The sequence below is a fragment of the uncultured Thiodictyon sp. genome, assembly GCF_903946935.1.
GTDB lineage: Bacteria > Pseudomonadota > Gammaproteobacteria > Chromatiales > Chromatiaceae > Thiodictyon.
The window spans coordinates 35588-47828 of record NZ_CAJAXH010000231.1 but is presented as its reverse complement, the minus strand read 5'-3'; the positions used below and the strand labels follow the sequence as shown (position 1 = coordinate 47828).

Below are 12241 nucleotides of genomic sequence, written 5' to 3'. Positions count from 1 at the left end.
CGACCTTTGCCAGAAAATCAAAAACTTCATCGACTATTTCAACAAGACAATGGCCAAACCATTCCGCTGGACCTACCAAGGCAAGCCGTTGGCAGCCTAGCTTGACATGGTCCGAGCACTTTCATCCTGCGGTACTAGGGGGCATCCAATTGGCTTGCGCCCGATGAACGAGCACACGTCTTGATCGGCAGAGGTTGGCCGGTCGGATGTTGGCCGGGTGGTCAGCGGGGGGGCTGTGCGTATTGCCCCGGGAAGGGGTCCGCACTCTGCCGCCGCTGGACCTCCTGTGCCGTCCACGGCCAGCGGGCACCGGCCTCATCGAAGAACGCGACCCCGATGACGCCCACGTTGCGCCCTTCGCCCTGGAGTTCGGCGTATGAATTGGCCACTGCACCGAAGCGAAAGGCGGCGACGGTGTCGGCGCTGCGGCGAAAGCCGTCAATCAGGAGGGTGGCGCCGGGATCGAGCAGATAGCCGCGTTTGGCGTATGACCCCGGGCGACCGTCCAGCACGTCGAGTCCATCCACTGTGGCCACCACCTCTACGCGATTGGCGGTAGGGTTGCGGATCTGAATGACATAGCGCTGCCCGCGCTCGCCGATCACATAGGTCCGACCGGCCCGGTACGCGCTGGGTAAGGGGCGACCGCGCTCATCGAGCAGGCGCACGGCGAGCCGACTCACGTTGACTGGAAAGGCATTGGCTGAGTCGTCCGGTCGCGGGCCTTGCCCGATCATGGCGTCGATACCCGCCCGGTCATTGTAGTAAAGGGACAGGACCGCAAAGGGACGGCCGGGCGTTTGGCGCCTGAAGTTGCCTTGGCTGACCCGGCTGTTCCGGTCCTCGCCCCAGACGGTGCCGAGCCCCGGACGATGCGCCTTGGCCGGCGCCGCTTCGCGTTGGTAGGTGCGGTCGGCGCCGGCAGCACCCCGGGCGGCGCCGGACCCGAGGGTCGGTGCGCTCTCGCTTGGCGGGGCGGTGCGTTGCGTCGCTTCTCCGCCACATCCAGCCACCAGCAAGGTCAACAGACAGAGCAACAGTCTCATTTGCGTCATGGATGATTCCAGTTCAGTGAACCGCGGACGGTCTTGATCGGGGGCTCGGCGAGCGCCAGCCGCTCAGGTCCCCCGGTCGGCGTGACGGCCGACCCGCAGCGGACCATGAACTATGATCAAGCCCGCGGCCGCCCCGTGCAACCGGCGCGACCCAGCGGCGGCTGGCCCGCCGGTGGGGCGACCCAGGAGCAAGCTCGCCAGCGCTGGTGTTGGTGGTGGTCCCTCGCCCCCAACCTAGGGCACTGACACCTGTCCGATCATCGCCCCGAGTGTCGGTCCTCAGACCGCCCCAAACCGCCCGACAGGCGCCACCTGCAACGATGATCGACCCGGCTCCGCCCCGCGCCTGAGAGCCAGTCCGCTCAGGGCCAGTCAATCAGATCAAAGACTGCAACATGCTCATTGATATTCCGACCATGGTGGTATTAAACATTGCCGCGAGCGCCACCTCTTGATCGAAGGCCGGAAATATTTTTACTTGCTGGCGTAGTGACGTCGGCGCTTATTGTTGATCAGCCGCGTCGCGCGTATAGACCCGCAGGATCCGAAACGGCGGTCGCGCCCCCTCGACCCCGCCATTGAGCGCGGGCGCAAGGTGGAGCTGGTTCACGGCGATATAGAGCCACCCCGGCTCACCAAAGGCCAAGGAGTCTGGCCACAGCAGCCGGTCATCCTCGACCAGGGTCTCCAATTGGCCATCGGGGTGCAGGACGGCGATGGCGTTGTGGTTCAGGTCGGTGAAATAGTGATTGCCAGCATCATCGGTGGCGGCGCCGTCCGAGACCGGCTTACGCCCGGCCTTGGCGATGGCCGCGGCGACGGTCGTGTCGTCCGCACCCTCGCGCAGCAGCCGCGTCGGGACCCGATACCAGGTCTCACCGTTCATGGCCCCGAAATAGAGTGTCTCACCGTCTGCGGACAGGGTGATTGGATTCACGGCGATGCGGGCCGGCTTGACCTGCCCGTCCGCGTCCCGCGGCCCGAGCACTCGGCCCTCGACCACCACGTCGACATTCTCTGCCTGCAGGGCGGGCGAGGCGGTAAAGCGCCGGGAGGTGCGGTTATTGAGATCGACGACCACCAACGCGGGCGCATGGCTGCCGCCGGGGTCCGCGATATAGACAAAGCCGCGCGTGTCGTCCACCGCCAGGTCATTTAGAAAGCTCCCGACGGGTCCGGTCTCCGGCGGGAAGTCATAGCGGAACAACGGCTTGCCGTCGGCCAGCGCAAAGGCCACCAGCTTGGGCACCTGGGGCGGGTCCCCCAGTCCGTTGTCGAGTACCCACAGCCGCCCCCGACGGTCGATGCGGATACCGAGCGCGCTGTTGAGTACATCGGGTCCAGAACCGAAGGCGCCGTTCCACGCCAAGTCCGGCCAGGGTCGGTAGCTGTGCGGCCCGGTGATCTCGATGAGCTGGGCCGCGGCGCGTCGGAATTGATGCACCGTGGCAAAGACCCGCCCCTTGGCAGTCACCGCCACATTGCCCGGGTTGATGGGTAGTTCCGCCACCGATTCAATGGCACCGGCGCTCAACTGCTCATCCGCCGCAGCGGGGAGCGACGCCAGCGGTAGCAGTGTACACAGCAAGGCGGCGAGCGGAGGGCGCATAGAATCTCCGGGGTCTGGTCGGTAGGGGGTAAATGGCGACTTGGGTCTGCGACTCGCCGTTTCAACATTGCCGAGCGCCGGGGGCGTCGCGCGGGGTCCTTGATCGCTATTCCGGCCACCCCGCCAACATTCGTCGCGGCCTGGGGGGCGCTCCTACCCGCATAGGAGCGGCCCCCAGGCCGCGACGGGTTGCCGCAAGCGCCGGTCTAGCCGGAGTGATGATTGAGAGCGGGAGGCCGTTCAGCCCGCGAGATTCTCCATCCGAATTCGCATCACCACCCCTTGCACCGAGCCCAGTGCCTCGATCCGGGCGATGGCCTCGTTCATCTGGCCCTCGCGCACCCGGTGGGTGAGCATCACCAACGGTACATGGGTATCGCCCTCGCCGGGTTCCTTCTGCTGGATGGCCTCGATGCTGATGCCCTGTTCGCCCAGGATGCTGGCGATACGGGCCATGACCCCGGGCTCGTCCCGTGCCATCATGCGCAGATAATAGGCGGTCTCGACCTGCTCCATGGCGAGGATCGGGGTGTCGGCCAACTCGTCCGGCTGGAAGGCGAGGTGGGGTACTCGGTTGCTCGGGTCGGTGGTCAGGGTGCGCACCACATCGACCAGGTCAGCCACCACCGAGGAGGCCGTGGGCAACGAGCCGGCGCCGGCGCCGTAATAGAGCGTGGGGCCGACGGCGTCGCCCTTCACCAGCACCGCATTCATCACCCCGTCGACGTTGGCGATGAGGCGCCGGTGGGGGATGAGGGTAGGGTGTACCCGCAGTTCGATCCCATCAGCACAGCGCCGCGCAATACCCAGGTGTTTGATCCGATAGCCGAGCTGTTCGGCATAGGCGACGTCCTGCGCCTCGATACGCGAAATCCCCTCGGTGAAGCAGCGATTGAACTGGAGCGGGATGCCAAAGGCGAGCGAGGCCAGGATGGTGAGCTTGTGGGCGGCGTCGATCCCCTCGACGTCGAAGGTCGGGTCAGCCTCCGCATAGCCGCGCTCTTGGGCCTCCTTGAGCACGTCGGCGAAGTCCCTGCCCTTGTCGCGCATCTCGGTCAGGATGAAGTTGCCGGTGCCGTTGATGATGCCGGCGATCCATTCGATATGGTTGGCCGCCAGACCCTCGCGCAGTGCCTTGATGATGGGGATGCCGCCCGCCACCGCCGCCTCGAAGCCGACCATCACCCCACGTTCGCGGGCGGCGGCAAAGATCTCATTGCCATGCCGGGCGATCAGTGCCTTGTTGGCGGTGACCACGTGCTTGCCGTTGGCAATGGCACGCAGCACCAGTTCTTTGGCTGGGGAATAGCCGCCGATCAGCTCGACGACGACCTCGATCTGCGGGTCATCCACCACCGCGAAGGCGTCCGCCCCGATCCGTCCGATGCGCTCGATCCCGGGGATGGCCTCCGGGTTGAATTCACGCGCCGCGGCGTGCGCGATGACGATCCCCCGGCCGGCGCGGCGGGCGATTTCACGGGCATTGCGGGTGAGCACGGTGACCGTGCCGCTGCCGACAGTGCCTAAGCCCAATAGGCCGATTTTGACCGGTTCCATAATCACTCCTCGTTGACGATGTTGAAGACAGAGGGCGGCCAGCGCTTGATGCGGCGAAAATCGGACCCGGGGATGACCACGGCGACCTCTGGTGGCTAGTCAAGGACCGGGAAGTTTACCGTTGCACCCGGTTGATTGAAACCGCGGGCGCCGCCAGGCAGCCTGCGGCCTGCGGGTCACGCCGGCCGGACCACAAAAAAGGCCAGACCCGCAACAGGTCTGGCCTTGGTGGGTGCGGCCGGCCGGGGCCGGTCGCCGCGGGGCTTAGAGGATGTAGCCGCGCTCGTCGTGCAGGGCGAGGTCGAGGCCCTCGGTCTCCTGCTCTTCGGTGACGCGCAGGCCGATGGTCCAATCCACGAGCTTGAGCAGGATCAGGCTGACAATCGCCGTGTAGACCAGGGTGGTGCCGACGCCGATGCCCTGGGTGATGACCTGGCCGACGATGCTGACGCCCTCGGCCAGGCCCTTGCCGCCTAAGGCGGCGCTGGCGAAGACACCGGTCAGCATGGCACCGACGATACCGCCGACGGCGTGTACGCCGAAGACGTCGAGCGCGTCGTCATAGTGGAACATGCGCTTGACCTTGGTCGAGGCGAGGAAGCACAGGACGCCGGCGGCCAGACCGATGGCGATGGCGCCCATCGGGCCCGCGGTGCCGGAGGCGGGGGTGATGGCGACCAGACCGGCGACCGCACCCGAGGCGATACCGAGCACGCTCGGCTTGCCGTGAGCCGACCACTCAGCGAACATCCAGGCGAGTGCCGCGGCGGCGGTGGCGATCTGAGTCACGGCCATGGCCATGCCGGCCGTCGCGTCGGCGGCCAATTCGCTGCCCGCGTTGAAGCCGAACCAGCCGACCCACAGCATGGAGGCGCCGATCACCGTGTAGCCCAGGTTATGGGGCGGCATGGCGGTGGTGGGGAAGCCCTTGCGCTTGCCGATCACCAGGGCGGCGACCAGACCGGCGATACCGGCGTTGATATGCACCACGGTGCCGCCGGCGAAGTCCAACACCCCCAGGGTGCCGAGGAAGCCGCCGCCCCACACCCAGTGGGCGACCGGGACATAGGCGAAGGTCAGCCACAGCCCCATGAACAACATCAGGGCTGAGAACTTCATACGCTCGGCGAAGGCGCCGACCATCAGTGCCGGGGTGATCACGGCGAAGGTCATCTGGAAGGTCATGAAGACCGATTCGGGGATCGTCTGCGTCCCGTAGATCGAGTCGAGCCCGATCCCTTTGAGGAACAGGTTGTCGAGACCGCCGATCCAGTTGTTGAGCGCGCCGCCGTCGCCGAAGGCCAGGCTGTAGCCATAGATCGCCCAGAGCAGCGTCACCAGGGCGGTGATGGCAAAGCACTGCATGAGGATCGAGAGCACGTTCTTGGCGCGCACCAAGCCGCCGTAGAAGAGCGCCAGGCCCGGGATGGTCATGAACAGCACGAGCGCGGTGGAGGTCAGCATCCAAGCGGTGTCGCCCGAGTTGATGGCCGGGGCGGCGGGGGCGGCGGCATCTTGGGCCAGGACCAGGACCGGGGTCAGGCCCAACAGGGCGGCGCCGAGGGCGCGTCCGAGAAATGGGGTGGGGGTACTCGATTTCACCTTGAGTTCTCCTCTTTGGGGTCTACAGGGCTTCCGGGCCGGTTTCGCCGGTGCGGATGCGAACCACCTGTTCCAGGTTGAATACGAAGATCTTGCCGTCGCCGATCTTGCCGGTGCGGGCGGCATTGGTGATCGCCTCGATCACCTTATCGACCAGGCCGTCGTCGACCGCGATCTCCAATTTGATCTTGGGCAGGAAGTCGACGACATATTCGGCGCCGCGATAGAGTTCGGTGTGCCCCTTCTGGCGGCCGAAGCCCTTCACCTCGGTCACCGTAATGCCGGAGACGCCGATATCGCCCAAGGCCTCGCGCACGTCGTCGAGCTTGAACGGCTTGATGATGGCTGAAATCAGTTTCATGACTCAAAGCTCCGATGTATTGATCAATAGGAACCGCCCCCGACGAGGTCGTCGGGAGGGGGTGACTGATACCTGGTCCTCAGAAGGTCTTGGACAGGGTCGCGACCGCGTAACTGCCGCACTGGAAGGGTGATGCGCACAGTTGGTGTTTGTCGCGATCGACCCAGGAGGCGGTCAGCATGACACCCTTGTAGACCTCATGCGTGAGTCCAACGCTATAGTCGTCATAGCTGTAGGCCCCGCCATTGTTCACGCTGTTGTTGAAGCGTGTCCAGCCATAGTGCCCGGTGAGGGTGAAGCCATAGGGCAGGTTCACGGGGATCGTCAGGTCGTAATACCACGAGCCCCTGAGGCCGAAGAAGTTGTCGCTGTAGTTGGCCGTGAACTTGGGCGTTGCGTAGCCCAATATGTCATAGCTCAGGCCCAGGTGATATTCGTTGGTATTGTTGACCGTGACCTGCGTGCGCGGATATTGATAGCGCAGGTAGCCGAGGTCGACCCCGAGCTTGCCGAAGGTGGGCGCCCAACCGGCCTTCAGGTCCAATTCCATGGCGGCGCCGCTGTAGCCGGCGGCATTCAATGGCACATAGGTGGCCGTCGGGTCGTTCGCGTTGCTGATGACCGTTTGGCCGGCGACGGTATTGGTGTAATAGCCGCTGGCGGTCGAGCTGTCGACGTTTGAGGCCCAAGCGCCGGCATAGATGCTCCAGGGCACATAGGTGTAGTCAAAACCGCCCTGGACCGCCGGACCATTATTGGTCTGGCTGATGCCGCGGTAGAGATAGTTGGTGGTCAGCGCGACATTGGCCGTCAGTGAGTGGGGCGACTCCCCCGCGACCAGACTCGTCGTGCCGAGTGTGGCAACGACGAGGGTGCCTAGGGTGAAGGCTGTGCGGATGCGAGGTTTGTTCATCTGTTGGTGTCTCTTTGGTCGTACCGGGTTCGTGTCGGTTGGTGGTGTCCGCGCGGTCTGCCGGAGCGATCACACGGGGCGACTTGGGTAAGCCAATGCAGTTTGTGTGCCATCGGGGGTCTGTGCCCGATTCACAACGGAAACGCACAGTCTGTGACTAAATCGCCACAGGGGGGCGCACCATGGATGGTCGTGTTCGGGGCGTTGGCACCCGGTTGCTGCACTAAAATAGCGCAAGCGGCGGTTCTGGCGGCGGCGAAAGACGGGTTCGGCCCGACTCCCTATAATGGCTCCCACATCCTGCCCCCCGCGGGCACCAGTCGTCCCGCGGTCCCTACCTGAGGTATCTCCGACATGTTCGATCCGAAACAACTCGACGAACTCGCCCAACGCCTGGCCGGCGCCCTGCCCGAGGGGCTCAAGGCCCTGCAGGATGACCTGGGGCGCAATCTCCGCGGGTCCCTGGAGGCAGGCTTGTCCCGGCTGGACCTGGTGAATCGGGAGGAGTTCGATGTACAGACCGCCGTGCTGGCCCGGACCCGCGAGAAACTCTCCCGCCTGGAGACCCAGGTGGCGGGGCTGGAGCGGGCCTTGGCGGCCAGCCAGGGGCGGCCGGACTGACCCCGCGTCCCGGCGCGGGGCGACGGTCCCAGCGTGTCACTCTGCGTCCTGCATAGCCGTGCCCGGGAGGGCATCGCGGCCCCGTTGGTGACCGTGGAGGTCCACCTGGCCGGGGGGTTGCCGGCACTGTCGATCGTCGGCTTGCCGGAGCTGGCGGTCAGAGAGAGCAAGGACCGGGTGCGCGGCGCCCTGCTCAACGGGCGCTTCCAGTTTCCGCTCGGGCGGATCACCATCAACCTGGCCCCGGCGGACCTACCCAAGGAGGGCGGACGCTTCGACCTGGCCATCGCGCTCGGCATCCTGGGTGCCTCCGGCCAGGTCCAGTCCAGCCGACTCGGCGCTTACGAGTTCTTGGGTGAGTTGGCTCTGTCGGGTGACCTGCGCCCCGTCAGCGCGCTCTTACCGGCGGCCCTGGCAACGCGCGCCGCCGGGCGCGAGTTGATTGTGCCGGTCGAGAACGCGGCGGAGGCGGCCCTGGTTGGGGGGCTTAAGATTCGTCCGGCGCACCACCTGATGGAGGTGTGTGGGCACCTGAACGGCACCCAGCCGCTGCCGGTCTATGTGCCGGAGGCGGCCCCGGAGCGCGATCCCGACTACCCGGACCTGGCCGAGGTGCGGGGGCAGGAGCAGGCTAAACGCGCCCTGGAGGTGGCCGCCGCCGGTGCCCACAGCCTGCTGTTTATCGGTCCCCCCGGGACCGGCAAGTCGATGCTGGCCAACCGGTTGCCCGGGCTCTTGCCGCCCCTGACCGAGGCCGAGGCACTGGAGAGTGCGGCGCTGCGCTCCATCAGCGACCGCGATGCCTTCGACCCGGCCACCTGGCGGCAACGGCCCTTTCGCGCCCCCCATCACACCGCCTCCGGGGTGGCCCTGGTGGGCGGGGGGAGCAATCCGCGTCCGGGTGAGATCTCGCTGGCCCACCTGGGGGTTCTGTTCCTGGATGAACTGCCCGAGTTCGATCGGCGGGTGCTGGAGGTGCTGCGCGAACCACTGGAATCCGGGCGCATCCATATCTCCCGGGCCGCCCACCAGGCGGAGTTTCCGGCGCGCTTCCAACTGGTGGCAGCCATGAATCCCTGCCCCTGCGGTTACTTGGGTGACAGCAGCGGGCGTTGCCATTGCAGCGCGGAGGCGGTCGCGCGTTATCGTGGGCGCATCTCAGGCCCGCTGCTCGACCGCATCGACATGCATGTGGAGGTGCCGCGGCTGGACCTGGCGCGGCTGGCCGGGCCGACGCCTGGTGGCGTGACCGGCGGCGCGGCGGGTAGCGCGGCGGCGCGCTTGCGGGTGGCGGCCGCGCGGGAGCGGGCGCAGGCCCGGGCCGGGCGGCCGAACGCCACCCTGCGCCCGCGCGAGATCGAGCGCGACTGCGCACTCGACGACCAGTGCCAGCGCCTGATGCAGCAGGCACTGACCCGGCTGGCACTCTCGGCCCGCGCCTATCACCGCATACTGAAGGTCGCCCGCACCATCGCCGACCTGGCCGACGCGGACACCATCACGCCGGCCCATCTGGGCGAAGCGGTGGGTTACCGGCGGCTGGACCGGGGGACGGCCTAGCCCGAATATCTCACGCCAAGGCGCCAAGCACGCCAAGGTAAAGATTTTGCATGTCGCATCAGGAGGTTCTGATGAGCGTCCAGATGACGGTTTCCCACGAGCCCATTGTGTTCTTGGCGATCTTGGCGCCTTGGCGTGAGACTTGTGAGAAATCGGGGCTTGCATGGGGACGAAACACCTGCGGGGTGACTCGCCAGGCGCTGATAACTCACTGAATAAACTTGGCGTCTTGGCGCCTTGGCGTGATCACTGTTTATTTTAGGTTTACCGCTGGATGTGCCGTCGACGATGTTGCAACTCACTGACCTTTCTATGCGCCGCGGTCCGCGGCTGCTGCTCTCCGGGGCCTCGCTGACCGTTTATCCGGGGCAGAAGGTGGGGCTCGTGGGGGCCAACGGTTCCGGCAAGTCCAGCCTGTTTGCGCTGCTGCGCGGGGAACTGCACGCCGATACCGGCGACTGCTCGCTGCCGGCCGACTGGGCGGTGGCCCATGTCGCCCAGCACACCCCGGACAGCGTCGAGCCGGCCATCGAGTTCGTGTTGGACGGCGACCAAGAGCTGCGCCGTATCCAGCGGGAGCTGGCCGCCGCCGATGCGGCCGGCGACGGGCTGCGCCACGGGGAGCTGGCCGGCCATCTGGAGTCGATCGGTGCCTATGGGGCTGAGAGTCGCGCCGGGCGCCTGCTCCACGGGCTGGGTTTCGCCCCGGGGGACGAGCGCCGGCCGGTCAACAGCTATTCCGGCGGCTGGCGGATGCGTCTGGCGCTCGCGCGTACCCTGATGTGCCGTTCGGATTTGCTGTTGCTCGACGAGCCGACCAATCATCTGGACCTGGACGCGGTGATCTGGCTGGAGGGCTGGCTCAAGTCCTATCAGGGGACCTTGATCCTGATCTCGCATGACCGCGACTTTCTTGACGCGGTCGTGAGCCACACCCTGCACCTGGAGCAGGGGCGCCTCACACTCTATGCCGGCAATTACTCGGCCTTTGAGCGCCAACGCGCGGAGCGGCTCGCCCAACAGCAGTCCGCCTATGAGCGCCAGCAGCGCGAGGTGGCCCATATCCACAGCTTCGTGGAGCGTTTCCGCGCCAAGGCCACCAAGGCCCGCCAGGCGCAGAGCCGGATCAAGGCGCTGGAGCGCATGGAGCTGATCGCCCCGGCCCATGTGGACTCACCCTTTCACTTCGGTTTCGAGGCGCCCACCCACCTGCCGCACCCCTTGATGCGTCTGGAGGGGCTGGCCGCCGGGTATGCCGACCGGCCGATCTTGAAGGGGGTGAATCTCAGCCTCAACCCGGGCGACCGCATCGGTCTGCTCGGGCGTAACGGGGCGGGCAAGTCCACGCTGGTGAAGGTGTTGGCCGGCGATCTGGCCGCGAGTGCGGGCCGTCGTGAGACCGCCCAAGAGCTCAAGATCGGCTATTTCGCGCAGCACCAGCTCGACCAACTCCGCATCGATGAGAGCCCGCTCAAGCACCTACAACGCCTGGACCCCAAGGCGACCGAACAGGCCCTGCGCAACTACCTGGGTGGTTTCGGCTTCGATGGGGATCGTTGCCTGGCGCCGGTGGCGCCCCTGTCCGGCGGTGAGAAGGCGCGTCTGGTGCTGGCCCTGCTGATCAGTCAGCGGCCGAATCTGTTGCTGTTGGACGAGCCCACCAACCACCTCGACCTGGAGATGCGCCATGCCTTGAGCGAGGCCCTACAGGAGTATGAGGGCGCGCTGGTGCTGGTCTCCCATGACCGCCATCTGTTGCGGGTCACGGCCGACACCCTGTTGCTGGTGGACGGCGGGGCGGTCGCGCCCTTCGATGGGGACCTGGATGACTACCCCGCCTGGCTCGCCGCGCGCGACCCCGATCGCGACGGCGCCAGACCAGCCGCCGATGCCCGCGAGGGCGCCGACCGCAAGCAGCAGCGCCGCCAGTCGGCGGACCTGCGCAAGGTCCTGCAACCACTGCGCAACCGGCTTCAGGTCTTGGAGCGCACCTTGGAGCGGTTGTCCGCCCGGCGCCATGAGCTGGCGACTGCCCTGGCAGACCCTGCGCTCTATGCGCCGGAGGCCAAAGCGCGCCTGCTCAATCTGATGGATGAGAACAACCGGGTCGCCGCCGAGTTGGCGGCCACCGAGTCCGAGTGGTTGGACGTCGGCGAGGAGTTGGAACAACGCCAGGCGGACCTGGTATGAGGCCGCGGGCGCTGGCCGGCACCCTGGGGGCGGCCAGCGGTCGTCGTCGGCAACTCGCCCGGGTCCTGCTGGCGCTCGCCCTGATCGTGTTCGCCTATCTGGTGTGGCCCTATCTGACCCTGTGGCGGTTGGATCGCGCCTTGGTCCGGGACGACCAGGCGGCCCTTGCTCGCCTCGTCGACCTGGATGCGGTCAGGGACGCGATCCGCCGCCAGCTCAACAAGGAGGCGGTGGGTCGCATCGGCCCGCCGTCGGACGCCTTCATCGCCTGGCTGGAGGATGGCATCCGGCGCGACGGTACCGCGGCGCTGGATCGGGCGGTGACCCTGGAGTGGGTGCGGGAACGGATGCTGGCGCACTCGCCCCCCGGCGCTGGCCTCGGCCCGGCGCTCGCGCGTGCCGCGTTCGACGATCCGCTGAATTTTTCGCTGCGCTTAGGCGGCGCCTCCCAGGTGCCGGTCACGGTTCGCATGGCCTTCACCGGCCTTGGTTGGCGGGTGCGGGTCTTGTATTACTGAGCCGATCTGCGATGGCTCATCCTAAATCCGGAAGTTGCTCACGCCAAGGCGCCAAGACGCCAAGAAAAATCAAGAGCATCTCGACAGCATCCGAATCACCCGCCGGGTGAGTCGCCAAGCGGCGATAACGCATTGAAAACCCTTGGCGAGCTTGGCGCCTTGGCGTGAGAACTGCGCTTTCAAGGCTCATGGGTGAACTCGACCCGGCCGCGACGTCCAGCGGGCGAAACAGCCTCAGCGATTGGGTGTAGTAGG

At 66.4% G+C, this 12241-nt stretch carries 10 protein-coding genes; 4 read left to right on the top strand and 6 right to left on the bottom strand.

What is annotated here, in order from left to right:
* Positions 1 to 221 precede the first annotated feature (221 nt).
* The 6 genes from QZX93_RS20690 to QZX93_RS20665 form a co-directional block, all read right to left on the bottom strand.
* On the bottom strand, positions 222 to 1055 hold the full coding sequence (locus QZX93_RS20690) for a hypothetical protein (RefSeq protein ID WP_295391122.1): 834 nt from the start codon (positions 1053 to 1055) through the stop codon (positions 222 to 224).
* A 502-nt stretch (positions 1056 to 1557) separates the two neighbouring features.
* Positions 1558 to 2664 (bottom strand): L-dopachrome tautomerase-related protein, encoded by a 1107-nt coding sequence (locus QZX93_RS20685; RefSeq protein ID WP_295391124.1) that lies wholly within the window; start codon positions 2662 to 2664, stop codon positions 1558 to 1560.
* A 240-nt stretch (positions 2665 to 2904) separates the two neighbouring features.
* A complete protein-coding gene (locus QZX93_RS20680) occupies positions 2905 to 4221 on the bottom strand; it encodes a homoserine dehydrogenase (RefSeq protein ID WP_295391126.1) in 1317 nt (438 codons plus the stop codon).
* Positions 4222 to 4485: 264 nt separating this feature from the next.
* Positions 4486 to 5823 (bottom strand): ammonium transporter, encoded by a 1338-nt coding sequence (locus tag QZX93_RS20675; RefSeq protein ID WP_295391127.1) that lies wholly within the window; start codon positions 5821 to 5823, stop codon positions 4486 to 4488.
* A gap of 22 nt (positions 5824 to 5845) precedes the next feature.
* Complete coding sequence (locus QZX93_RS20670; protein WP_295391128.1) at positions 5846 to 6184, bottom strand: P-II family nitrogen regulator; 339 nt, start codon at positions 6182 to 6184, stop codon at positions 5846 to 5848.
* A gap of 79 nt (positions 6185 to 6263) precedes the next feature.
* Entirely contained in the window at positions 6264 to 7097 is an 834-nt protein-coding gene (locus QZX93_RS20665; RefSeq protein WP_295391129.1) for a TorF family putative porin, read from the bottom strand.
* A 354-nt stretch (positions 7098 to 7451) separates the two neighbouring features.
* On the opposite strand from QZX93_RS20665, the gene QZX93_RS20660 reads away from it, so the two are divergent.
* From QZX93_RS20660 to QZX93_RS20645, 4 genes are all read left to right on the top strand, one after another.
* Positions 7452 to 7718 (top strand): accessory factor UbiK family protein, encoded by a 267-nt coding sequence (locus tag QZX93_RS20660; RefSeq protein WP_295391130.1) that lies wholly within the window; start codon positions 7452 to 7454, stop codon positions 7716 to 7718.
* A gap of 33 nt (positions 7719 to 7751) precedes the next feature.
* Entirely contained in the window at positions 7752 to 9278 is a 1527-nt protein-coding gene (locus tag QZX93_RS20655) for a YifB family Mg chelatase-like AAA ATPase (RefSeq protein ID WP_295391131.1), read from the top strand.
* A gap of 288 nt (positions 9279 to 9566) precedes the next feature.
* A complete protein-coding gene (locus tag QZX93_RS20650) occupies positions 9567 to 11468 on the top strand; it encodes an ATP-binding cassette domain-containing protein (protein WP_295391132.1) in 1902 nt (633 codons plus the stop codon).
* The gene (locus QZX93_RS20645; protein ID WP_295391133.1) at positions 11465 to 11986 is read left to right on the top strand and encodes a DUF2939 domain-containing protein; all 522 of its coding nucleotides are present in this window, start codon (positions 11465 to 11467) and stop codon (positions 11984 to 11986) included. Before QZX93_RS20650 ends, QZX93_RS20645 begins: the two co-directional genes overlap by 4 nt.
* Positions 11987 to 12241: the final 255 nt, after the last annotated feature.